Here is a 22,062-nt window from a genome sequence, read left to right on the forward strand (position 1 = left end):
CATATTACTATCTGCAACATCAGATAACCAAGTGGAGAGGTTGGGTATGAAGCTGCAAAGTTATGCTCAAGGAGAATGGTATGCATCCTCAACAGCAGGCGCTCTCATCAAGCACGCGATTACCGGCGAAGACTTCGCAGAAATCAGCAGTGATGGCCTCGATTTTCAGGCTATGCTCGATTATGCCCGTAAAGTAGGTGGCTCCAACTTACGTAAATATACTTTCCATCAACGTGCTCTTATGCTCAAAGCTCTTGGCAAATATTTAATTGAGCGCAAAGAACAACTCTATACCTGCTCGAAAGCGACTGGCGCCACACGCACAGATTCATGGATTGATATTGAAGGCGGTATTAGCACCATGTTGGTGTTCGCCAGCAAAGGCCGCCGTGAATTACCGAATAGCAATATCTATTTAGACGGCGCTCAGGAACAAATCTCGCGCCATGGAACTTTCACTGCCCAACATATCTACACACCGATTACGGGTGTAGCAGTGCAAATCAATGCCTTCAATTTCCCTTGCTGGGGAATGCTCGAAAAGCTTGCACCTACGCTATTAGCAGGCGTACCTACCATTGTTAAACCTGCCAGCCAAACCGCTTATGTGACAGAGCTGGTGGTCAAAATGATTATTGAATCCAAAATTCTACCGGAAGGTGTTTTGCAATTAGTGTGTGGTAGCACAGGTAATTTATTGGATCATTTGACCTGCCAAGATGCAGTAAGCTTCACAGGCTCTGCATGGACAGGGCAAAAGCTTAAACAGCATCCCAATGTAATTGCCAATTCAGTACGCTTTTATATGGAAGCGGACTCCTTAAACTGCTCGATTCTCGGTAGCGATGTGCAACCCGGCACACCAAGCTTTGACTTATATATCAAAGAAGTGGTGCGCGAAATGACTGTCAAGGCAGGGCAAAAATGTACTGCGATCCGTCGGTCTATCGTACCCGCTGACCGCTTAGAAGCAGTAGCGGCGGCTTTGAAAGAACGCTTAAGCAAAATCCAAGTTGGTGACCCTGATCAAGAAGGCGTGAAAATGGGTGCTTTAGCTGGTTTAGAGCAACGCTCTGATGTACGCGAGCGCATCGCTGAATTAGCTAAGCAAAATGAAGTCCTGTTCGGGGATATGCATCAGGTGGATGTACTGGGTGCGAATAATGACACGGGTGCGTTCCTCTCGCCGATGGTGCTGGCCTGTAAAGATGCACGAACTACCAATGCACATGATGTAGAAGCTTTCGGCCCTGTGACCACTTTGATTCCATACAGTAGCGATGAAGAAGCGGTGGAATTAGCCGCTTTGGGTAAAGGTAGCTTAGTCGCTTCAGTCGCAACGGCGAATAAAGAGGTAGCCCGTAAGATCGTGGTAGGCATCGCACCTTATCATGGTCGGGTCTTAGTGCTGGATGAAAAATGTGCGAAAGAATCCACTGGACATGGTTCACCTCTAGCCCATCTGATTCATGGTGGCCCTGGCCGTGCGGGGGGTAGTGAAGAAATGGGGGGTGTGCGGGGCGTAAAGCATTATATGCAACGGACTGCCGTACAAGGCTCACCCGATATGCTGACCGCTGTCACGGGTGTGTGGATGCAAGGTGCTGAGCGTAATACGGATGGTATTCACCCCTTCCGTAAGACCTTTGATGAATTAGAAGTGGGCGATGCGGTTATTACTGAGAAACGCACGCTTAGCCTTGCAGATATTGAAGCTTTTGCTGAACTCAGCGGCGACAAATTCTATGCACACATGGATCAGGCTGCCGCACAGCGCAATCCTTTCTTTAAAGATCGGGTCGCTCACGGCTATTTCTTAGTGTCTTTAGCAGCGGGTTTATTTGTTGAACCCAATGAAGGCCCAGTGCTGGCTAATTATGGTTTAGATGATTTGCGCTTCTCAGCACCAGTCTATGCTGGTGACACGCTGCAAGTGCAATTTACCTGTAAGCAAAAAACCAATCGTGAAACCGAAAACTACGGTGAGGTACGTTGGGATACTGCTATCGTAAATCAAGAGGGAGCGCTGGTCGCTCATTATGATGTATTGACATTGGTCGCCAAGCAACAAGGAGGCGAAACAAAATGATGACTCCCGAACAAAATTTCATGCGCAAAATCGAGGCTGAAGAAAAGATCGAGCCGAAAGATTGGATGCCTGAAACCTATCGCCAAAACTTAATTCGCCAAATTTCTCAGCATGCCCATTCTGAAGTAATTGGTATGCAACCCGAAGGCAATTGGATTACGCGCGCGCCCTCATTGCGCCGTAAAGCGGTATTGCTGTCAAAAGTGCAAGACGAAGGCGGCCACGGTTTATATCTCTACAGCTCTTGTGAGACTTTGGGTGTAAAGCGTGCTGATCTCATTGCAGCCATGCAATCCGGTGAAGCGAAATATGCCTCAATCTTCAATTATCCCACGCAAACTTGGGCGGATATTGGTGCGATTGGTTGGCTAGTCGATGGTGCGGCGATTGTGAACCAAGTATCACTACAACGCACTTCGTATGGCCCTTATTCGCGTGCCATGATTCGGATTTGTAAGGAAGAAAGCTTCCATCAGCGCCAAGGCTATGAATTGATGATTGCCCTTGCGCATGGCAGCCCTGAGCAAAAAGCGATGGCACAAGATGCGCTGAATCGCTTCTATTGGCCTGCGTTGATGATGTTTGGCCCGCATGATGCTGAATCTGCACACTCCGCAAAATCAATGACTTGGAAGATCAAGCGTGAAACCAATGATGACTTGCGCCAAAAGTTCATTGATCAAACCGTGCCACAAATTGAATTCCTAGGCTTAGCGCATCCCGACAAAGATCTGAAATGGAATGCAGAGCGTGGGCATTATGACTCCGGCGAGATCGACTGGCAGGAATTCTATAACGTAATTAATGGCAATGGTCACTGCAATCGCCAACGGATTGAACATCATGTGCGTGCCCATGAAGAGGGTGCTTGGGTACGTGATGCCATGACGGCTTATAACGCTAAGCAACAAGCTAAAACCACTGAACAACGCCAAGCTGCTTAAGGAGAGATCGCAATGGCTACTGACAATCTTGAATTATACGAAGTCTTTGTGCGAGCGCGGCGTGGCTTAGATCATAAGCATGTCGGCAGCCTGCACGCACAAGATGCCGAGCAAGCCTTAGAATATGCGCGTGATTGCTATACCCGTCGTAGTGAAGGTGTAAGTATTTGGGTAGTACGCTCGCGGGATATTTGTGCGTCACAAGAAGATGATAGTGAAAGTTTCTATGACCCTTCCGATGACAAACCTTATCGGCATGCAACTTACTATCAGCTTCCTGAAGCTGTGAACAATATGTGAGGTCATGATGAGCGACTTCGATCTCAAAGCAGCTACTCAAGAATATGCAACACGCTTAGGCGATGACTCAGTGGTCTTAGGCCATCGTATTTCTGAGTGGACGAGCAATGGCCCCTTCTTAGAAGAAGACATTGCCCTAAGCAATGTGGCACTCGACTATATTGGCCGCGCACGGATGTATTACACCTATGCCGCTGAGTTAGCAGGCAATGGTAAAACTGAGGACGACCTTGCTTATACGCGCGATATGCGTGAGTTTCGTAATCTATTGATTCATGAACTACCTCGCGGCGATTTTGCTTACACCATGGTGCGGCAATTATTGGTGGACGTGTTCAATACCCATTATTTGCCAGAACTTGCTAAATCTTCCGATAGCACGCTGGCCGGGATTGCACAGAAAGCTATTAAAGAAACGCGCTATCACTTGCGCCGTAGCCACGAATGGGCTTTACGTTTAGGCGATGGTACTGAAGAAAGCCACCAGCGCATGCAACGGGCACTTGAGTCACTTTGGGGCTATACCCACGAGTTATTCGACGCTGATCCGCTCGAACTGCAATTGGCCGAGGCGGGGGTGGGTGTGCATAACGCGGCATTGCGTCCGGCTTGGTTAGCGCAAGTTTCGGCGATTTTGACCGAAGCGACGCTCACAGTGCCGAAAGATGATTGGGCAGTCCGGGGGGGACGAGTGGGTTATCACACTGAAAATCTTGGGCATCTGCTCAATGATATGCAGTTTTTACATCGCGCCTATCCGGGCTGTCAGTGGTAACTGTGATGGCTAAATCAATCCCTGTCATTCCTTTTGCTTGGTATGAACGCGCTCAACGGCGTAAGCAATCGACCTTAACGTCCCTTTGGGAGCTGCTGGATCAAGTTAAAGATCCAGAAATTCCCGTGTTAAGTATTTGGGATTTAGGTGTGCTCTGTGATCTGCAAGTCGTGGAGGACAAGTATGTGGTGAGTATCACCCCTACTTATTCCGGCTGCCCGGCGATGGAAACGATTAGAGCGGATATTGCCGCTGCTTTAGACGCTGCAAACATTCAGCCCTATGCAATCGTCACCCGCCTAAGCCCAGCTTGGACGACGGATTGGCTATCACCGCAAGGCCGAGAGCAATTGCAAGCTTATGGGATTGCACCACCGACGGGTGGAGGCTGCGCCCATGCACAAGGCTTAACACCCGATGCAGGGATTGAATGCCCACATTGCAGCTCTAGCAATACACGCAGAATTAGTGAGTTTGGTTCAACAGCTTGTAAGGCCTTATTTCAATGCCAAGACTGTCATGAACCGTTTGATTACTTTAAGCATCTTTGAGGGTGACCCCGATGGCTGATACCCGTTTTTATCCTCTGACCATTAGCGAGATTAAACCAGAGACTGATACTGCAGTTTGTGTCTCGTTTAAGGTTCCGTCAGAATTAACTGATACTTTTAAATTTATTCAAGGCCAATTCCTCACCCTCAAAGCAGATATTGATGGCGAAGATGTCCGTCGCTCTTATTCGATCTGCTCAGGTGTGCATGATGGCAGCTTGCGGGTTGGGATTAAGCGGGTGCGCGGTGGCAAGTTCTCTAACTACGCGAATGATCAATTCAAAGTCGGTGATACGGTGGAAGTGATGCCGCCACAAGGTAGCTTCAATTCACCTTTAAGTGCGGATAATGCTAAGAACTATATGTGCTTAGCGGGTGGTAGCGGGATTACCCCAATTCTGTCGATTATGAAAACTATTCTAGTCGAAGAACCCAACAGCAAAGTGACCTTAATTTATGGGAATCGGCGCAGTAATTCAGTGATGTTCAAGGACGAGTTGAGCTTCCTGAAAAACAAATACCTGAACCGCTTCCAATGGATCAATATCATGAGCCAAGAAGATCAAGGGGCTGATCTTCTTAATGGACAAATTGATAATCAAAAAGGCTCTGCTTTACACAGAAGCCGCCTAATCAATATTAAAACCACGGATGAAGTGTTTATCTGCGGCCCTGAAGCAATGATGTCTGAAGTCTCGCGCGGCTTCCGTGCATCTGGCTTAAGTGATGCACAGATTCATTATGAGTTGTTTGCTAACTCCTCAGCCGATGCAGCTACCTTGCTCGAAAAGGCGCAACAGCGGATTGAAACCTATGGTGAGGAAAAAACCAGTAAAGTTACTGTGATTGCGGACGGACGCTCCTTACAGTTTGACCTCGCTACGGTTGGGCAAAACATTTTAGATGCGGGGATTCATAATGGCCTCGACCTACCTTATGCTTGCAAAGCCGGTGTTTGCTCGACATGTAAGGCTAAACTGGTCAAAGGCCAAGTCGACATGGATATTCATCATGGCTTGGAAGCACATGAGATTGCGGCGGGTTACATTTTAACCTGCCAAGCGCATCCAGTCTCTGATGAAGTCGTGGTCGACTTCGATCAACGTTAATAGCTTTTAACTAAGATTTTCGTATAAAACATCTAGAGGAGAGGATTCATGAAAAATTTGAAAAAGTTAATGCTGAGTTTTGCCATCGCATCAGCCGCACTGGCAGCTTCAGCACCAACTTGGGCAGAAACTACGATTCGCGTCGGTTCTTGGCTACCACCGGCACATACCATGAATGCTGATGTTTTACCCACTTGGGGCAAGTGGATTGAAGAAGCGACTGAAGGCCGCGTCAAACTGAAAATTGAATACCCCGGTGGCGATCCAAAAGCACTACTCGACCAAGTTCAAGATGGTGCATATGAAGCGGCTTGGACTTTCCACGGCTATTATCCGGGACGTTTCAAGCTGACCAAAATGGTGGAGTTGCCCGGTATTGAAGGTGGGGCTAAAGGAGCATCCATTGCTCACTGGCGCATCCATGAAAAATACCTCTCCAAAGCTAAAGAGCATGAAGGTGTGGTCTTAGCAGGTCTATTCACGCATGGCCCTGGGCAAATTCACTTAGCTAAACCCATCGAAAAATTGGCTGATATGAAAGGTAAAAAGATTCGTATCGGTGGGGGTGTACAAGCCGACATTGGTAAAGCAATGGGGGTTGAAGGGGTTGCGGCTCCGGGTTCTAAAGTTTATGAAATTCTGGCACAGGGCGTTGCCGATGGTGCTTTCATGCCAATGGGCGAAAAGAAAACTTTACGCCTGAAAGAAGTCGCGCCTTTTTCGATCAAATTCCCAAATGGTATGTATTTAGGCAGTTTCATGGTTATCTTGAACCAAGAATTCATGGATAAATTGGATGCCAAAGATCGCGAAGCCATTATGAAAGTCTCTGGCGAAAAACTATCTGCTTTGGCGGGTGAAAAATGGGGTATAGAAGCCGAAGAAGGTGAGAAAGATGCAGCAGCGGCTGGTAATACTATCCAAGTAGCCTCTCCTGAAATCTTGGCTGAATTTGCAGAAATGACCAAAGACTTTGACAAAAACTTTTTAGAAAGCGTTAAAGACAGTGGAGTTGATGCAGAAGCTGCTTTAAAAGAAATGCGCGAAATCGCTAAAGCGGAAGGATCTAAGTGAGATGACGAGTGCTGAACAAATCACCCAGCACTCCGAGAAGGGGCTAGCCCGATGGCTAGCCTTAGCTCTTAACCTGATCGCAGGCAGTGCTCTACTGGCTATGATGGTAATCACCTGCATCGATGTAATCGGTCGTTATTTGTTCAATAAACCCTTAGTGGGTGGTGTCGAGCTAATTGAGGTTTTATTAGGAGTCATGATTTTTATGGCTCTGCCGGTGATCTCTTGGCGTAATGAGCAAGTGGTAGTGGATATTTTAGACCCCTTCATTCCACCGCATGTTAACTTCATCCGCACTATTTTATTTAATCTCCTCACAGCTATCGCGCTAGTTGTGATTGGCCAACGTATTTGGGATCTAGGTGCACGCGCTAGCTCGCACGGTGAGGTCACTGAATACTTACATCTTCCCGTTGGCGCTATTGTGAGTTCCTTTGGTGTGATGTGCTGGTTTACAGCATTAGTCCTAGTGACTTTAGGCATCTATCGAGCACTCATTCAATATCGCTTAGTGCGCACTACCACATCCGCAAACTTGGAGTAAGCCATGTTAGTTTCCTTAGTTGGCTTTGCGGTTTTACTCTTTTTGATCATGATACGCATGCCGATTGGTATTGCCATGGGCTTAGTCGGCTTTTTTGGTTTTGCTTGGCTCAATGACTGGAACTGGACAGCAGCCTTGTCCATGTCCGCCCGGCGGATCATTGATACTTCACGTGATTATAGCCTGACTGTTATTCCCCTTTTCATTTTGATGGGTAACTTTGTTACCAAGTCCGGTTTATCTCATGAACTCTATCGCGCTTCATACGCTTTTATGGGACATCTGCGCGGTGGTTTAGCGATGGCTACCGTCGTGGCTTGTGGTGGTTTCTCTGCTATTTGCGGCTCCAGCTTAGCGACTGCAGCCACCATGTCGAAAGTCTCCATGCCACCGATGCGTAAATACGGCTATAGCGATAGTTTAGCCACTGCTTCGATTGCAGCCGGTGGCACACTTGGCATCTTAATTCCACCCAGCGTTATTCTGCTGATTTACGGCATTATGACTGAACAAAGTATTCGGGAATTATTTGCAGCAGGCTTCTTGCCCGGCATGCTCGGTATTCTCTTGTATATGGGTGCTGTTGCTTGGACGGTGTGGCGTAATCCTAAAGCCGGTCCTCCGGGGGAACGCTCAACAGGTAAAGAACGTTTAGCCGCCATGAAAGGCGTTTGGGGAACTTTACTCCTCTTCGTCTTGGTGATTGGTGGTATGTACGTCGGTGCGTTTACTGCCACTGAAGCGGCAGGTATTGGTGCTGCAGGTGCATTTTTGATTGCACTCTCACGCAAATCCATCACTTGGCGCACCCTATATGAAGTTTTGACTGAGACAGCACATACTTCAGCTTCACTATTCTTTGTAGTGATTGGCGCACTGATTTTCTCTAACTTCATCACTCGCGCTGAATTCCCTGATTATTTATTGCAATTCGTACAAGGCTATAACTTAAGCCCCATGATGGTGATTTTCATGATTTTAGCCATCTATATCCTACTCGGATGCATCTTAGAAAGCTTATCGATGATGTTACTGACAGTGCCGATTTTCTATCCCTTAGTACAAAGCCTCGGTTTTGATTTGGTATGGTTTGGTATTTTAGTGGTTGTAGTGACTGAAATCAGCTTGCTGACTCCGCCAGTGGGTTTGAATGTCTTCGTCTTAAGTGGTGTGCTGAAAGATGTCAAAACCAGCACGATTTTCAAAGGGGTGACACCTTTCTGGATTGCAGACTTGATCCGCTTAACTTTATTGACCTTGATTCCAGCAATTTCCCTTTTCCTACCGGAAATTTTATATCGCTGACTCAGCGACTCACTGGATTAACACAGGAAATGACAGGCATGAACTTTCAAACTATTGACCTAGCTATTGCAGAGGGCGTGGCAACTTTAACGTTTAACCGCCCCGATAAGCTAAATAGCTTCACTACTGCCATGCATGCAGAACTGCGTGAGGCTTTAAGTGCTATTCAAGCCGATACCAATGTGCGCTGCTTATTAATCACTGGCAAAGGGCGGGGCTTCTGTGCAGGCCAAGACCTAGCAGATGAAGTTGCAAGTGCTGATATTGGTGCGACTGTTGAACGTGATTACAATCCTCTAGTACGTTCACTCACTACCTTACCCATACCAGTTATTTGTGCAGTCAATGGTATCGCTGCTGGTGCTGGAGCGAATATCGCTTTAGCTTGCGATATTGTGTTAGCAGCTCGCTCCGCTTCGTTCATTCAAGCTTTCTGCAAGATTGGTTTAGTCCCAGACTCCGGGGGTACTTGGACACTACCCCGTGTAGTTGGGCATGCGCGTGCCATGGCCTTGACTTTATTAGGTGAAAAAATTAGCGCTGAAAAAGCTGAAACTTGGGGGATGATTTGGAAATGCGTGGACGACGCAGATCTAATGGCTGAAGCCTTAAAATTAGCGAAACACTTAGCCATTCAGCCGACTAAAGGTTTAGCGATGACTAAGCAGGCGATTCATGCAGCAGGCACGCATACTTTAGATCAACAGCTCGATTTAGAGCGCGATTTGCAAGCGGCTGCCGCTGCAAGTGATGATTTTAAAGAAGGCGTGAATGCGTTCTTAGAGAAACGCGCACCGGTGTTTAAAGGAGCTTAAGATGGACGAAAAAGACCCTTTTGCACGCGCTTGTAGCGATGCGATGCATGTGAATGATCGTACTGCGCACATGATGGGTATCAATATTATTGATACTGTCGCTGGCCAAGCAGTGCTGACTATGAAAGTTCGCAATGACATGCTGAATGGGCATGAGGTATGCCACGGCGGTATGCTGTTTACTTTAGCTGATACCGCCTTCGCCCATGCGTGTAATAACACTAATAAAGTCACCTTAGCCTCAGGCTGTACGATTGACTTCCTCGCACCGGCTTACGAAGGTGAGCTATTGACTGCCACCGCAGTAGAACGCTCGCGTAGTGGACGTACCGGTGTGTATGATGTGGAAATTCATAATCCTGATGGCAAATTAGTAGCGACCTTCCGTGGACGCTCCTATCAACTCAAAGGTAGCGTGCTACCCGAAAGCTAAATTATCGTAGCACCAAGGAGGAGAAGCAATGAGTACCGGTTTTCCCAGTGAAACCCTGAATTTAGATAATTTTACTAAAGTCAGTAGGGACGAAATCCAAGCATTACAATTAAAACGCCTACAATGGACGGTCAAACATGCGTATCAAAATGTACCGATGTATCGGGCTAAATTTGATGCTGCAGGCGTGCATCCCGATGATTTAAAAGAATTAGCGGATATTCAAAAATTCCCTTATACCACTAAACATGACTTACGTGATAACTATCCGTTTGGCATGTTTGCAGTGCCGATGGAGCAAGTTTCGCGGATTCATGCATCGAGTGGTACTACCGGCAAACCCACAGTAGTGGGCTACACCAAAGGCGATATTGAGCGCTGGGCTGAAGCGGTTGCACGCTCCATTCTAGCCGCCGGTGGCAAACCGGGGGATAAAGTGCATGTGGCTTATGGTTATGGCCTGTTTACTGGCGGCTTGGGTGCGCATTATGGTGCTGAACGCCTAGGTTGTACCGTGATTCCCATGTCCGGTGGACAAACTGAAAAGCAGGTGCAACTGATTCAAGATTTCAAACCTGACATCATTATGGTTACGCCTTCTTACTGCTTAAATATTGCGGATGAATTCGAGCGCCAAGGTTTAGACCCCCGTGCTTGTTCGCTACGGGTGGGTATCTTTGGTGCTGAACCGTGGACACCCGCGATGCGTTTGGAGATTGAGCAGCGCATGGGCTTGGATGCGGTGGATATTTATGGCTTATCTGAAGTCATGGGGCCGGGTGTTGCGCAAGAATTTGTGCAAACTAAAGATGGCCCCACCATTTGGGAAGATATGTTTTACCCCGAAACGATCCATCCTGAAACTTTGCAAACTGTGGCTGATGGACAAGAAGGCGAATTGGTTTTCACCTCTTTAGTCAAAGAAGCCATGCCAGTGATTCGTTATCGCACCCGCGATCTCACTACCCTACTCCCCGGCAGCGCGTGCAATATGCGGCGGATGGCGAAAATCACGGGGCGTAGTGATGACATGATGATTATCCGGGGCGTGAATGTATTCCCCACACAGATCGAAGAAATTCTGCTGAAGATTGACAAGCTGTCACCACATTATCAACTGGAAATCACTAGGGATGGCAATTTAGACCACCTCACGGTGAATGTAGAAGCACGCAGTAATCAAGTGAGCGAAACCGAACGTGCGGCGGCGGCTAAAGAACTGCAACACCGGATTAAAGTGTTGGTCGGTGTCAGCACCAAAATCAATGTGAAATCAGAAGGTGAAATTGCACGCTCGCAAGGGAAAGCGCAACGGGTGGTGGATAAGCGTCCAAAAAATTAAACTTACTTTGGCAGTGCGAGCTTGATTAGTTCGCATTTGTGCTCGCCAGCTTGAGGTTATTTAAACCCCAATTCCCGCAAGCGCTCCTGCAAATAACTATCCGCTGTGTAACGGTCAGAAAGCACGACTTCAGGGCGTGGGTGCAAAAACAGTGGCAAGGAAATTCGTGAGACATTCGCAGCATTAGGCGGGGGATTAATTACTCGATGCGTCGTGGAAGGAAAATAACCGTCTGAAGCCTCTTGCAGCATATCGCCGATATTTACAATCAGATAACCAAAATCACAAGGGACATCTAACCATTCCCCTGCTTTCGTTAAAACTTGCAAACCCGGCTCATTCGCAGCGGGTAAGATCGTCAGTAGGTTAATATCTTCATGCGCAGCAGCACGCAAGGCGTGTGAAGGCTCAGAGCCTTGAAAAGGTGGATAATGCAGAACCCGTAACAAGGTTTGGTCACTACCCTGAATCATATGAGAAAGTGGCTCATGATAAAGAATGGCGACTTCTGGGGGTGAATAAGCTTCAATCCAGCCTAGTAATTCTTCCGCTAGCGAATTCGCTGCTTGCCGATAGGTAATCAGTTCAGAGCGCAAAGCTTCGGGGCAAATCCCCCAAGGATGGTAAAAATGAAAATATTCTTTAATATCCCGCACTGCACAACCTTTAGCCGTTTCTGAAACTTCAGGCGGGAAATAGCCATCAAAAGTCGGGCGAAAGCGGTATTCGTATTTTTCAGGGCTTTGAAAGAAACTCAGCCAATTTTGATAAATCGCGTGCACAGACTCTTGGCGAATTGGATGGTTTTTTAAAACACCAAAACCAAACTCACGTAAAGACTCAACAAAGCTTGCTGCCGCATTTGGCACTAGATAATCAACAGCTTGTAAATTCATTTTGACCTCGCTTGCCAATATGCATTGGTCAAAGTGTCACGGAAAAAATCAATCACCCCTTGGGCATCCACTTGCATGCAAGCTTTATGCACAGGGCGCTCATCCCAAGCCCGCACAAAATAAGTATCACCTTTAATCCGCTTCATGATGGTCTGTCCAGCCGCAATGCCATCAGGGACGACACAAATCCCACCTTCAATGGTTTTAAATAATTCTGGTTTAAGCACATAAGTCAGCGCTGAAATATCATGTCCATAGCAGCCCGGCACTTTGTATTCATGCTGGTAAAAATCGATATAAAAATCCGCTGCTCGATGCAACATAGAGCCGACTTTGCGATTATTAGCAGCGATATAGCTAAATAGTTTGCGATCAAACAGCACGGTATAAGTGACATCTAGCCCAACCATCACTAATGGCCAGTCAGCGGCCATCACCCTATCGGCTGCATGGGGATCAGCAAAAATATTCGCTTCGGCTACTGGCGACACATTACCAACATGCCCAATCGTGCCGCCCATAATCACCACTTGTTTAACAAGCTTAGCAATTTCAGGATCAAGCTCAAGCACATGCGCCAAATTACCCAAAGGGCCGATAGCCACTAAAGTAACTTCACCGGGGTATTTGCGGACTTGTTCAATAATAAAAGGGGCAGCGAACTGATCATGATGGCGGCGATGGGGTGGCGGTAGGAACTGATCCCCCAAACCATCCATCCCATGCACGAAATCAGGGAATGGCATTGGGTCACTATGCATCGGCCAAGATTCGCCGATACAAACCGGCACCTCGGCTCCACACATTTCCACTAGCGTCAGTGCATTCATACATGCTTGTGCCACACTGACATTACCAAAGGTTGTGGTTATTCCAAGTAGCTCAATCTCAGGGTGTGCAATAGCCGCGAAAATCGCCATTGCATCATCAATACCGGGGTCAGTGTCCAGAATAATCTTATGCGCCATTCCTCAACCTTATTGTTTAAATGCATCCACCTCAGCAGCAGTGGGAATGCTTGAAGAAGCGCCCACTCTTTGCACACATAAAGCAGAAGCCTTACCTGCACGCTCTAAAGCCGCACGCAAGGACTGGCCTTGCATCCAAGCATGCAAAAAATATCCGGTGAAGGTATCACCCGCCCCTGTCGTATCCACCGCTTGTACCGGTACGGCAGGCACAAATTCGAGTTGCCCTTGATAAACACTAGCCGCACCCTTCGATCCTAGGGTAATAACTACTAAAGTATCCGGCCAACGTGCTTGCAATAAGGCTACTAAATCCTCTAGAGTTGGCAGCGGTTCAGTGGGCAAATTCAGTAGCTGACATACTTCCACTTGATTCACAAACAACAAGCTGAGTTTGTCTAAGGGCAGGTCTTTAACTGCTGCATTCATGGGAGCCGGGTTGAAAGCAATTTTTAACCCACGTGCAGCCGCCAATTCGATCATTGCTTGAGTACAACTGCATTCATTTTGCAGCAACAGCCAATCGCCTGCCTTGGCAGCTTGAAGGCTGTTCGCTAAATCAGTCACGGTAAAAGAATGATTGGCACCTGCATAAAGAATGATCGAGTTTTCAGCTTGATCATCAACTTGAATAATCGCATGCCCACTCGGCTCATTGACTGTTTCTAAATGCTCTGCGGCGACACCTGCCTCAATCAGGGGTTGTACCAAAGCTTGATCGGCCACGTTATAACGGCCAATATGAAAAACTTCACTACCAGCACGTGCTAAAGCAATCGATTGATTCGCACCCTTACCACCTAAAACTTGTCGATAATGATGGCTACTTAAAGTCTCGCCGGGCAGCACCAAATGGGGGACTCGGTACACATGATCGATATTGATAGAGCCATAATTGTAGATAGGCATAAGCACATGGTTTAGGTAACTTGTGATAATGCATTATAACCTTAGACACCACTTGGAAAGATAGAGCTAATACGTCGTTTTTGCTGGTATATTTATTGCAATGCAATAAGCCACAGTTGAAATCAGCGGAAATTGCACTCATGGCTAATACCTCTATCCTTTATCCTCTCGCAGCAGTTTTGCATCAGCTCAGTACTACTCTATATAATAAACAGTCTGGTACTTTTCTTATTGCTACCGAGCAGAATACCTCTTGCCGCTTTGCTATTGAGCGCGGACGTATCACGCACTGTACCCATAGTCGCGCTAAAGGTGCAGCGGCTGTCTTGAGTCTCTTGCAAGTTAAGCAGGCTGCTTGTGCTTTTTCAGAGAATTTAATGCTTCCTTTTAGGGAAGAAGCGGCGGTAGCACACGAATTTTGCTTAAAAACTTTAGACTTGCCATCAACCCAGCTAACAGAACAACCTAAATTAGCTAATGAAGCTCCTGTTGGTTTAACACCTAAACCCATCATTGATAACTCTAGTTCTAATCGGCGTAATCGCTTTTACCGTGGAGGTTATGCTTTAGGGGACAATGACGCTGCTGTGTAAAGTAAGATCAAGATCATGTAAAAAAATGTAAAACTGCTGTTCGCTTAGCACTTTGTCCGCAATCATAGTCCTATACCAAACGCCAGAACTTAAAGCGGATTGAGACTTTACTAGCCTGCGTCTCTACACAGTAGGTTAGCCTTCCTCATCAAGACCAGCTTGAAACACGCTCCTTTTTTTAAGTTCTGATTAATTTTATTCGCTCAATAGTGACATATGTGTCACTGAGCTTGCGGAAATATTTTTAGTAGAATCAAAAGGATTAAGATTATGGATATGAATAAGCTACGCCCTTGGGCTACCCCTTTAACCATCGGTGCCTTTATTTTAATGGCGATAACTGGCTTATTAATGTATTTCCATCTACAGCTTGGTTTAGCAAAAGCCGCACATGAGTGGTTAAGTATAATCATGGTGGGGGCGGTAGGTTTGCATTTAGTGGTGAATTGGAAAGTTTTTAAGCGCTATTTTAGCCAAAAACTGAGCTTAGCAATTATTAGTCTCTTCGCGATTCTCACTATCACAGCGCTCGTCATCCCGCAACAAGGTGGCCCACGTGGTCGTGCAGATCAACAAGCAGTGAATGTATTATTGAATTTACCTATTACCACTTTGGCCAGCGTCACCAACAAAACGGCTGAAAGCCTTCAAACGACGCTCACTCAACAGGGATTCACTATCACTGACCTGAATAACACCCTTAAACAAGTTGCTGAAACAAGCAAGCGTAACCCTATGGAAGCTTTGAGCAAAGCCCTACAGTAACGAGATAGGCATATGAGTAAACTACTGCTGGTGGATGACGATCTAGAACTGAATAAACTCCTCAGTACTTATTTAATACAAGAGGGCTTTGAAGTCACTGCGGTGATGGATGGCGCATCAGCAGTAAAAGAAGCTAGCTTACATGAATATGCTTTGATTGTGCTCGATGTGATGATGCCGGGTATGAACGGCATCGAAGCACTCAGCCGCATTCGCATGAATAGTTCTGTGCCGGTGTTGATGCTCACCGCGCGGGGTGACGATATTGATCGCATTATGGGTTTAGAAATGGGTGCAGATGATTATGTGCCCAAGCCTTGTTTACCGCGCGAATTAGTCGCCCGTATCCGTGCTATTTTGCGACGCACCGCACCGAGTGGAAATGCCACGAACCATGAGCCTTTGCATATCGGTGACTTGAGTCTGTGGCCTGAAAAGCGCTTAGCTACTTGGCAAAGCCAGACCTTGGAGTTAACCAGTACTGAATTTAGTTTACTGTTAGTACTGGCACAGCAAGCGGGTAAGGTGGTCAGCAAACATGATTTATCTGAAGTTGGCATAGGCCGCCCTCTTACCCGCTACGATCGTAGCATTGATGTACACATGAGCAGTATTCGCCATAAATTAGGCAATCTACCCGATGGGCGCTCTTGCATTCAAACCGTGCGCGGCGTTGGTTATCAATTGATTCGAGACTAAGCGCATGATGGGACGTTTATTCTGGAAAATTCTGCTGACTTTTTGGCTCACTTTGTTGGTAGCTGGTGGTACGGCAGCTTTGGCCGTCTGGTGGCATCATCGCGCCTTGCAGTCAGTGTCAGAAGATGTAGTGATTCGGCCTAGCTCGATTCTCTCAGTGCAAGCAGCTGCAAATACCTTCCGCTTTGGTGGCAAGGATGCAGTCTCCAATATGCTGCAAGAACAAAATCAAGAAGCCCCTGCGAATCTCCAAGTCTATGCGGTTGATGCTAATAATAAAGAGTTGCTAGGGCGCTCAGTTCCTACAGCCATGCTGCAACGCATTCGTACCAGTATTCAGCAAAATGTCGCCCCCCCCATTGCGCGTAGTGTGCAAACTCAGTCTGAAGAACTGATTTTCTTCGCCCCTTTATCGGGGCAGTTTCCTGAATTTCAAAAGCCCAATCGTATGCCACCGCGTTATCGTGACCTGACTTGGCCTTGGTATTTATCCGGCTTGATTGTGAGCTTTATCTCCAGTTTCTTGCTAGCTTGGCATTTTTCCAAACCAGTGCGCTTGTTGCGGAAAGCCTTTAAATCAATAGCACAAGGTGATTTAAATACGCGCATTTCTCCAGAAATTGGCTGGCGAAGGGATGAAATTGCTGATTTAGGCAATGATTTCGATCACATGGCTAGCCAACTACAAACCTTGATGACCTCACAACGGCGCTTGCTGCATGATGTTTCCCATGAGTTGCGCTCTCCACTAGCACGTTTACAAGTCAGTATTGGCTTAGCACGTCAACAACCCGAACAAACCCAAGCGACTTTAGATCGGATTGAACATGAAGCCGAGCGCTTAGATAAATTAGTCGGTGAGGTTTTAACCTTATCACGCTTAGAGGCGGGGGTTGCTCCCTCGACTGATGAGTACGTGGATGTTTTAGAACTCTTAGATACCGTAGTTGACGATGCACGCTTTGAAGCCAGTGCTCTAAATTGCTCCGTAATTTTACATAGCAGCGATGATGCCAGCCTGATTATCCCCGCACACGGCGAACTCCTGTATCGTGCCTTAGAAAACGTGGTGCGTAATGCGCTGCATCACACGCCCCCTAAAAGCACGGTAACCGTAACGGCCTATCAAAATAAAGCTAGCAATACGCTGCATGTGACGGTAGATGACCAAGGTAGCGGCGTTCCCCCTGAGGACATCGATTTAATTTTTGAACCCTTCCAACGTAGCAGCAAAAGCAATCATGAACGTCACGGCTACGGCTTAGGCTTAGCAATAGCACGACGGGCAATTGATAGCCATAGTGGCAGTATTCGGGCGAGTAATCGGGCTGAAGGGGGGTTGCGGATTAGTATTGAATTACCGTTGTTGGTTGGGCAAGTTTCGGAGCGACTTGAACCTAAATAATGAAATGAAGGCATGACCTTGGCCATGCTTTCATCTTAGGTTGCCAACACCCCATACACTTAACCGTCATTTAAGCGAAAATGTTTAATACAAGCTTTTACCATTGTTTTATTAAATCGTAGCCCATAACTCTCAACTGATGGAACATTACCAATCGGAATTGCCCCTTGCAAGATTTTTACTGGACATTTTTGACGAAGCCGCCCCCCGTATCAGTTCGTGGCAAAAGATGACTAGTACCATCAATGCTTCTCGCACCATAGATACGAGAATCACTGGATCTACGACTCGGAGTCAATAAATAATATTGACTCCGATCAATCAAGGTTTGTGCATCAGCCACAGTAACGTTTCGCGAGTAACTGAGCGATCCTTTGCTGATACTCATACAGTTTTTGTTCAGCACCGCGCCAATAAGTCGGCTCTTGAGTGGCGATCACTACCCATGCACCTTGTACAATGGGGAGGCGTTGAGCAGCACTTTGACCCGCACAGGCATTGCAAGCCATAAGCAATACACTTAAGGGCATCCATAATCTTTTCATCAAAAAAACCATTAACATCTACTGCACAAGCGACTCGAATAAGAGCACCAATCCCATCATCAGTACCCCGTGCGACACCATCCACTGTCGAGGTATTGGTATTGACTTGCGCCCAAGAGTAACTAACTCCATTACCATCAGCATATTTCCAAACCCAAAAAGGCAATTGATAGTCATAGGAGTCATATTTGGGCAATTAATCGAACTTACAGATCAGTAGCAGATGAACTAATGCCAACATTGAGCTAGCATCTGTGAAAATTGAAAAAATGCGACTTCAGCGTCGTGTTTCCAAGCCCACTTCTTTTTTCACTCGCCGATAAATCTGTTTGACAGCGATTTCTAGCCCTACTGAATCTAGTACGAAGCTGTCATCTGCATAATAAGACTCATTCTGCCAGTTATTGCGGCGTCGAAATACCCGTACATAGGGCGTATCCTGCGATACCACTACATACTCCATCAAGGTAGGGATAGTAATGTAGTTATCGAACTTTTCCTTCAAATCAGTACGTTGGGTGGAGGGAGAGAGCACTTCGACAATCAGACTAGGGTTATCGCGTATGTACAGATCATCGCCCCTGTTGCCTTCACAAGATGCCATAATGTCGGGATAATAGGCAAAGTGCTTGCTCTGATTTTTACCTACCACTTTCATATCAGATTGCCAAGCTCGGCATTCATCAGGCAAGGCATTCTCAATGATACCATGGAAAGTAGAAGCCACCGTGTTATGCAACTCACTACCACCCGCCATAGCGTAGACTTGCCCATCCACATATTCGTAGCGTACACCCTCTACCTCACGCTCACCTTCAAGATAATCTTCAAATGGTATGAATGCTAGTTGCTGTGCGTGTGTCATCTGCTTAGCTCCAAGATTATAACACTAGTACCAGTATATACATAAGAGCAACTTATACCCTACTGGTAGGACGGGTAAGAAGGTCATGCCCTAGTCCTCGACTTACTGGAGCAGGCCGGATGACCCTGAAAATAATACACCCTCTTTCCAGAACATAAAATGTGTACCTAATAACTCCTTCGACTCCACTGTGCTTTTGGGTTGGAGGATTACAAACTACTTAGACCAAATAAAATTCGGACAATTAGTGGTCATCATCAAGGTTGCTGGCTCTTTAGCCTGCTCTGGCGTTAATAAATAGGCAGCTAACAAGTCTTTAATAGGAAGAACTTGTTGCTTCAGATAATTTTCGAGATTAATTTCTTGAGCCTTAAAAATCACATTTGTACACACTACATCCTTCTGACCCCTACCATTGACTTCTATTAAGTTAGAGATAGTTTTTTGTACTAAGCTAAGGTGAACACGCCAGTTTGAACACCGATTAGGAAGAGTGGAGATTATTGAACCATAAAGCCTAGATTTGTAATTTTCATTTACTCAAAAAAAGCCACTTGGGCACTCTGCCAAAACGCCTGCAATAAAGGATCAGCTAAACGCTCTTGACGTGCACATAAACCAATCCTAAACGGCTCTAAATCGTTCAACCACGGTAGTATCCGAATAGTTTCTTGGCGGGGGCTGTGTTTGATGACCAACTCAGGTACTACCGCAACACCAAAACCTAGGCTCACCATTGCCACTACCGCCTCATGTCCTGCAACTTGTGCATAAATCGGCGGATGCAAATTCAATTGTCTTAAGCGTTGCAAGAAGCGCTCACGTGCTAAACCATGCTCTGCCAAAATCACGGGAACCTGTGTCCAGTCTAAAACGGTATGCGTCGCTAAAGCCTCTTCCAAACGCTGACTCAAACTGCAATTCATCGTTGGGCCAATTAGATAGAGAGGTGACTGTTGCAAAACTAAAAACTGCAATTGACTCGGCAAACTATCTGGCTGAGCCGCAATCGCGCAATCCTCGCTGTTATTCAGCACCCGCTCAATCCCATCAGCTTGATCACCCGTGCGCAGTTTTAGCTCCACACCCGGATAACTCGTGCGTAGTACTGGCAGAATTGCACTGAGTAAACTGAAGCTTGCGGTCACTGAACCATAGACACTTAATTCACCACTAATCGTTTGCGGATCATCACTCAGATCACGCCGTAACTGCTGCCAAGCTTGTACCGTTTGATAGGCATATTCGAGAAAATGCCGCCCTGCTGGCGTTAAACGCACTTCGCGGTTATCACGCTCGACCAACCTCTTACCGATTTCAGTTTCTAAACGCTGCAACTGCCGACTAATCGCTGAAGGGCTTAAATGACAGGCATTCGCTACTTTGCCAAAGTGCTGAGTACTGGCCAGTTGAATAAACATTTGGCAATCACGAATTTCCATAGCGTTTACCTTATTGCTTAAAACGCAAGATGATATCCCTAATTGATCATTTTACGCAATGCTGAAAATCCCTTACAGTAGCAACCCTAAAATTCCCTTCTTAAGCTTGTTTGGAGTCCATCATGGGTCAAAATTATTTCAATACGCTGCCATTGCGTGTTCAACTTGAAGAACTTGGCAAATGCCGCTTCATGGATCAGTCTGAGTTTGCTGATGGAGTCAATTATATTCGCGATAAGAAAATCGTGATCATTGGTTGCGGCGCACAAGGCTTAAACCAAGGCTTGAACATGCGTGATAGCGGCTTGAATGTCAGCTACGCCTTACGTGCCGAAGCAATTGCTGAAAAGCGTAAATCTTGGAAAAACGCGACCGAAAATGGCTTCAAAGTAGGCACTTATGAAGAGCTGATTCCTAGCGCTGACATCGTCATGAATCTGACTCCCGATAAGCAACATACCTCTGTCATTAATGCAATTATGCCATTAATGAAGCAAGGTGCTTGTTTAGACTATGCGCACGGTTTCAATTTAGTTGAAGAAGGCATGCAAATTCGCAAAGACTTAACCGTTGTTTTAATGTGCCCGAAATGCCCCGGCTCTGAAGTCCGTGCTGAATATGTCCGTGGTTTCGGCGTGCCCACTCTGATCGCAGTGCATCGTGAAAATGATCCGAATGGTGATGGCTTAAAAATCGCTAAAGCTTTAGCTTCTGCAACCGGCGGTGATCGTGCAGGCGTATTGGAGTCTTCACCGATTGCAGAAGTTAAATCGGATTTGATGGGCGAGCAAACCATTCTCTGCGGTATGCTGCAAACGGGCGCTATCCTTTGCTACGATAAAATGGTTGAAGAAGGTTTAGAGCCAGCATGGGCGGCCAAATTTATGCAATTTGGTTGGGAAACCGTCACAGAAGCCCTCAAGCACGGTGGTATTACCAATATGATGGATCGCTTAAGCAATCCAGCTAAAATTCGTGCGTTTGAACTGTCCGAAGAATTGAAACAAATCCTGCGCCCACTGTTCCAAAAGCATCAAGACGACATTATGTCTGGCAAATTCTCTAGCACGATGATGGCAGACTGGGCCAACGATGATAAAGATTTACACCGTTGGCGCGCTGCCACCGCAGAAACTGCATTTGAAAAGCAAGCGATCACCGATCAAGCCATCAGCGAGCAAGAATACTTCGATAAGGGTATTTTGTTAGTAGCGATGGTACGTGCTGGGGTTGAGCTCGCTTATGAAACGATGGTGGAAGCAGGCATTATTGAAGAATCCGCTTACTACGAATCGCTACATGAAACACCACTAATCGCAAATACAATTGCGCGTAAAAAACTGTACGAAATGAACGTCGTTATTTCGGATACGGCTGAATATGGCTGTTATTTATTCGACCAAGCAGCACGTCCATTATTAATTGAGAAATTCATGCCGAAGATTAAATCCGATGTGATTGGTCGTGGTTTGACTTTGAAAGATAACGGCGTCGATAATCGTCAGTTAGTGCATATTAACGCTGAAATTTGCAATCACTCCGTTGAGATTGTGGGCGAAGAACTGCGTTCTTATATGACGGCGATGAAGAAAATTGTTTAAGCTGGCTTAGCTTAGCCATAGAAGCTCTTGCAACATAGTAGGGGCTTCTTTTTTTAGTTTTACATAAGGATTATTTGGACTAACTTTTAATCA

The 22,062-nt window shown here is 46.4% G+C and carries 23 protein-coding genes; 17 read left to right on the forward strand and 6 right to left on the reverse strand.

Going from position 1 to position 22,062, the window contains the following annotated elements:
* Positions 1-46: 46 nt before the first annotated feature.
* From paaZ to paaK, 12 genes are read left to right on the forward strand one after another with little or no spacing between them, the layout of a single operon-like run.
* A complete protein-coding gene (paaZ, locus tag Q0307_RS16880) occupies positions 47-2,089 on the forward strand; it encodes a phenylacetic acid degradation bifunctional protein PaaZ (protein WP_298662210.1) in 2,043 nt (680 codons plus the stop codon).
* The gene (paaA, locus tag Q0307_RS16885) at positions 2,086-3,033 is read left to right on the forward strand and encodes a 1,2-phenylacetyl-CoA epoxidase subunit PaaA (RefSeq protein WP_366936786.1); all 948 of its coding nucleotides are present in this window, start codon (positions 2,086-2,088) and stop codon (positions 3,031-3,033) included. Before paaZ ends, paaA begins: the two co-directional genes overlap by 4 nt.
* A 12-nt stretch (positions 3,034-3,045) precedes the next feature.
* Positions 3,046-3,333 carry a 1,2-phenylacetyl-CoA epoxidase subunit PaaB gene (paaB, locus tag Q0307_RS16890; protein WP_298612353.1) on the forward strand — a complete coding sequence of 96 codons (288 nt, stop codon included), beginning with the start codon at positions 3,046-3,048 and terminating at the stop codon, positions 3,331-3,333.
* A gap of 4 nt (positions 3,334-3,337) precedes the next feature.
* Positions 3,338-4,108: a 1,2-phenylacetyl-CoA epoxidase subunit PaaC gene (gene paaC / locus Q0307_RS16895; protein WP_298662212.1), complete on the forward strand. Its 771-nt coding sequence runs from the start codon at positions 3,338-3,340 to the stop codon at positions 4,106-4,108.
* Positions 4,109-4,113: 5 nt separating this feature from the next.
* Entirely contained in the window at positions 4,114-4,659 is a 546-nt protein-coding gene (gene paaD, locus Q0307_RS16900; protein WP_298662213.1) for a 1,2-phenylacetyl-CoA epoxidase subunit PaaD, read from the forward strand.
* An 11-nt stretch (positions 4,660-4,670) separates the two neighbouring features.
* Positions 4,671-5,768, forward strand: coding sequence for a 1,2-phenylacetyl-CoA epoxidase subunit PaaE (gene paaE, locus Q0307_RS16905; protein WP_298662214.1), 1,098 nt, complete (start codon positions 4,671-4,673; stop codon positions 5,766-5,768).
* Positions 5,769-5,816: 48 nt separating this feature from the next.
* Positions 5,817-6,842, forward strand: coding sequence for a TRAP transporter substrate-binding protein (locus tag Q0307_RS16910; RefSeq protein WP_298662215.1), 1,026 nt, complete (start codon positions 5,817-5,819; stop codon positions 6,840-6,842).
* A 1-nt stretch (position 6,843) separates the two neighbouring features.
* Positions 6,844-7,386: a TRAP transporter small permease gene (locus tag Q0307_RS16915; RefSeq protein ID WP_298662217.1), complete on the forward strand. Its 543-nt coding sequence runs from the start codon at positions 6,844-6,846 to the stop codon at positions 7,384-7,386.
* A 3-nt stretch (positions 7,387-7,389) separates the two neighbouring features.
* On the forward strand, positions 7,390-8,691 hold the full coding sequence (locus Q0307_RS16920; protein ID WP_298662218.1) for a TRAP transporter large permease: 1,302 nt from the start codon (positions 7,390-7,392) through the stop codon (positions 8,689-8,691).
* Positions 8,692-8,729: 38 nt separating this feature from the next.
* The gene (gene paaG / locus Q0307_RS16925; protein ID WP_298662219.1) at positions 8,730-9,506 is read left to right on the forward strand and encodes a 2-(1,2-epoxy-1,2-dihydrophenyl)acetyl-CoA isomerase PaaG; all 777 of its coding nucleotides are present in this window, start codon (positions 8,730-8,732) and stop codon (positions 9,504-9,506) included.
* 1 nt (position 9,507) lies between these two features.
* Positions 9,508-9,939 carry a hydroxyphenylacetyl-CoA thioesterase PaaI gene (gene paaI, locus Q0307_RS16930; protein WP_298662220.1) on the forward strand — a complete coding sequence of 144 codons (432 nt, stop codon included), beginning with the start codon at positions 9,508-9,510 and terminating at the stop codon, positions 9,937-9,939.
* A 28-nt stretch (positions 9,940-9,967) separates the two neighbouring features.
* Positions 9,968-11,281 (forward strand): phenylacetate--CoA ligase PaaK, encoded by a 1,314-nt coding sequence (gene paaK / locus Q0307_RS16935; protein ID WP_298662221.1) that lies wholly within the window; start codon positions 9,968-9,970, stop codon positions 11,279-11,281.
* A 56-nt stretch (positions 11,282-11,337) separates the two neighbouring features.
* Here paaK and Q0307_RS16940 read toward each other — a convergent pair whose 3' ends face one another.
* Genes Q0307_RS16940 through Q0307_RS16950 form a run of 3 tightly spaced genes read right to left on the reverse strand, consistent with a single transcriptional unit; the run spans position 11,338 to position 14,054 of the window.
* Entirely contained in the window at positions 11,338-12,177 is an 840-nt protein-coding gene (locus Q0307_RS16940; protein ID WP_298662222.1) for a 2OG-Fe(II) oxygenase family protein, read from the reverse strand.
* The gene (locus Q0307_RS16945) at positions 12,174-13,145 is read right to left on the reverse strand and encodes a nucleoside hydrolase (protein ID WP_298662223.1); all 972 of its coding nucleotides are present in this window, start codon (positions 13,143-13,145) and stop codon (positions 12,174-12,176) included. The genes Q0307_RS16940 and Q0307_RS16945 overlap by 4 nt, the downstream gene beginning before the upstream one ends.
* 9 nt (positions 13,146-13,154) lie before the next feature.
* Entirely contained in the window at positions 13,155-14,054 is a 900-nt protein-coding gene (locus Q0307_RS16950) for a ribokinase (protein ID WP_298662225.1), read from the reverse strand.
* A 140-nt stretch (positions 14,055-14,194) separates the two neighbouring features.
* Between Q0307_RS16950 and Q0307_RS16955 the strand changes: the two genes are divergently transcribed.
* The 4 genes from Q0307_RS16955 (at position 14,195) to Q0307_RS16970 (ending at position 17,516) form a co-directional block, all read left to right on the forward strand.
* The gene (locus Q0307_RS16955) at positions 14,195-14,647 is read left to right on the forward strand and encodes a hypothetical protein (RefSeq protein ID WP_298662226.1); all 453 of its coding nucleotides are present in this window, start codon (positions 14,195-14,197) and stop codon (positions 14,645-14,647) included.
* 270 nt (positions 14,648-14,917) lie between these two features.
* Positions 14,918-15,412: a DUF4405 domain-containing protein gene (locus tag Q0307_RS16960; protein ID WP_298662228.1), complete on the forward strand. Its 495-nt coding sequence runs from the start codon at positions 14,918-14,920 to the stop codon at positions 15,410-15,412.
* A 12-nt stretch (positions 15,413-15,424) separates the two neighbouring features.
* Positions 15,425-16,111 (forward strand): response regulator transcription factor, encoded by a 687-nt coding sequence (locus tag Q0307_RS16965; RefSeq protein ID WP_298662230.1) that lies wholly within the window; start codon positions 15,425-15,427, stop codon positions 16,109-16,111.
* A gap of 4 nt (positions 16,112-16,115) precedes the next feature.
* Positions 16,116-17,516, forward strand: a complete 1,401-nt coding sequence (locus Q0307_RS16970) for an ATP-binding protein (RefSeq protein WP_298662232.1) — start codon at positions 16,116-16,118, stop codon at positions 17,514-17,516.
* 335 nt (positions 17,517-17,851) lie between these two features.
* Here the strand turns inward: Q0307_RS16970 and Q0307_RS16975 are convergent, their stop codons facing one another.
* The 3 genes from Q0307_RS16975 to ilvY all read right to left on the reverse strand — a co-directional run bounded on the left by Q0307_RS16975 (position 17,852) and on the right by ilvY (position 20,368).
* Positions 17,852-18,061 (reverse strand): hypothetical protein, encoded by a 210-nt coding sequence (locus Q0307_RS16975; protein WP_298662234.1) that lies wholly within the window; start codon positions 18,059-18,061, stop codon positions 17,852-17,854.
* 277 nt (positions 18,062-18,338) lie between these two features.
* Positions 18,339-18,926: a Uma2 family endonuclease gene (locus Q0307_RS16980; protein WP_298662236.1), complete on the reverse strand. Its 588-nt coding sequence runs from the start codon at positions 18,924-18,926 to the stop codon at positions 18,339-18,341.
* A 536-nt stretch (positions 18,927-19,462) separates the two neighbouring features.
* Positions 19,463-20,368: an HTH-type transcriptional activator IlvY gene (gene ilvY / locus Q0307_RS16985; protein WP_298662237.1), complete on the reverse strand. Its 906-nt coding sequence runs from the start codon at positions 20,366-20,368 to the stop codon at positions 19,463-19,465.
* A gap of 122 nt (positions 20,369-20,490) precedes the next feature.
* Between ilvY and ilvC the strand changes: the two genes are divergently transcribed.
* The gene (ilvC, locus tag Q0307_RS16990) at positions 20,491-21,969 is read left to right on the forward strand and encodes a ketol-acid reductoisomerase (RefSeq protein ID WP_298662239.1); all 1,479 of its coding nucleotides are present in this window, start codon (positions 20,491-20,493) and stop codon (positions 21,967-21,969) included.
* The last annotated feature ends 93 nt before the right edge of the window (positions 21,970-22,062 follow it).

The organism is uncultured Thiothrix sp., assembly GCF_937873765.1.
Lineage (GTDB): Bacteria > Pseudomonadota > Gammaproteobacteria > Thiotrichales > Thiotrichaceae > Thiolinea.

Excerpts from the sequence above, each read along its gene's own strand:
- paaZ (WP_298662210.1), top strand. The coding sequence starts at position 47 with ATGAAGCTGCAAAGTTATGCTCAAGGAGAATGGTATGCATCCTCAACA.
- paaA (WP_366936786.1), top strand. The coding sequence starts at position 2,086 with ATGATGACTCCCGAACAAAATTTCATGCGCAAAATCGAGGCTGAAGAA.
- paaB (WP_298612353.1), top strand. The coding sequence starts at position 3,046 with ATGGCTACTGACAATCTTGAATTATACGAAGTCTTTGTGCGAGCGCGG.
- paaC (WP_298662212.1), top strand. The coding sequence starts at position 3,338 with ATGATGAGCGACTTCGATCTCAAAGCAGCTACTCAAGAATATGCAACA.
- paaD (WP_298662213.1), top strand. The coding sequence starts at position 4,114 with ATGGCTAAATCAATCCCTGTCATTCCTTTTGCTTGGTATGAACGCGCT.
- paaE (WP_298662214.1), top strand. The coding sequence starts at position 4,671 with ATGGCTGATACCCGTTTTTATCCTCTGACCATTAGCGAGATTAAACCA.
- Q0307_RS16910 (WP_298662215.1), top strand. The coding sequence starts at position 5,817 with ATGAAAAATTTGAAAAAGTTAATGCTGAGTTTTGCCATCGCATCAGCC.
- Q0307_RS16915 (WP_298662217.1), top strand. The coding sequence starts at position 6,844 with ATGACGAGTGCTGAACAAATCACCCAGCACTCCGAGAAGGGGCTAGCC.
- Q0307_RS16920 (WP_298662218.1), top strand. The coding sequence starts at position 7,390 with ATGTTAGTTTCCTTAGTTGGCTTTGCGGTTTTACTCTTTTTGATCATG.
- paaG (WP_298662219.1), top strand. The coding sequence starts at position 8,730 with ATGAACTTTCAAACTATTGACCTAGCTATTGCAGAGGGCGTGGCAACT.
- paaI (WP_298662220.1), top strand. The coding sequence starts at position 9,508 with ATGGACGAAAAAGACCCTTTTGCACGCGCTTGTAGCGATGCGATGCAT.
- paaK (WP_298662221.1), top strand. The coding sequence starts at position 9,968 with ATGAGTACCGGTTTTCCCAGTGAAACCCTGAATTTAGATAATTTTACT.
- Q0307_RS16940 (WP_298662222.1), bottom strand. The coding sequence starts at position 12,177 with ATGAATTTACAAGCTGTTGATTATCTAGTGCCAAATGCGGCAGCAAGC.
- Q0307_RS16945 (WP_298662223.1), bottom strand. The coding sequence starts at position 13,145 with ATGGCGCATAAGATTATTCTGGACACTGACCCCGGTATTGATGATGCA.
- Q0307_RS16950 (WP_298662225.1), bottom strand. The coding sequence starts at position 14,054 with ATGCCTATCTACAATTATGGCTCTATCAATATCGATCATGTGTACCGA.
- Q0307_RS16955 (WP_298662226.1), top strand. The coding sequence starts at position 14,195 with ATGGCTAATACCTCTATCCTTTATCCTCTCGCAGCAGTTTTGCATCAG.
- Q0307_RS16960 (WP_298662228.1), top strand. The coding sequence starts at position 14,918 with ATGGATATGAATAAGCTACGCCCTTGGGCTACCCCTTTAACCATCGGT.
- Q0307_RS16965 (WP_298662230.1), top strand. The coding sequence starts at position 15,425 with ATGAGTAAACTACTGCTGGTGGATGACGATCTAGAACTGAATAAACTC.
- Q0307_RS16970 (WP_298662232.1), top strand. The coding sequence starts at position 16,116 with ATGATGGGACGTTTATTCTGGAAAATTCTGCTGACTTTTTGGCTCACT.
- Q0307_RS16975 (WP_298662234.1), bottom strand. The coding sequence starts at position 18,061 with ATGAAAAGATTATGGATGCCCTTAAGTGTATTGCTTATGGCTTGCAAT.
- Q0307_RS16980 (WP_298662236.1), bottom strand. The coding sequence starts at position 18,926 with ATGACACACGCACAGCAACTAGCATTCATACCATTTGAAGATTATCTT.
- ilvY (WP_298662237.1), bottom strand. The coding sequence starts at position 20,368 with ATGGAAATTCGTGATTGCCAAATGTTTATTCAACTGGCCAGTACTCAG.
- ilvC (WP_298662239.1), top strand. The coding sequence starts at position 20,491 with ATGGGTCAAAATTATTTCAATACGCTGCCATTGCGTGTTCAACTTGAA.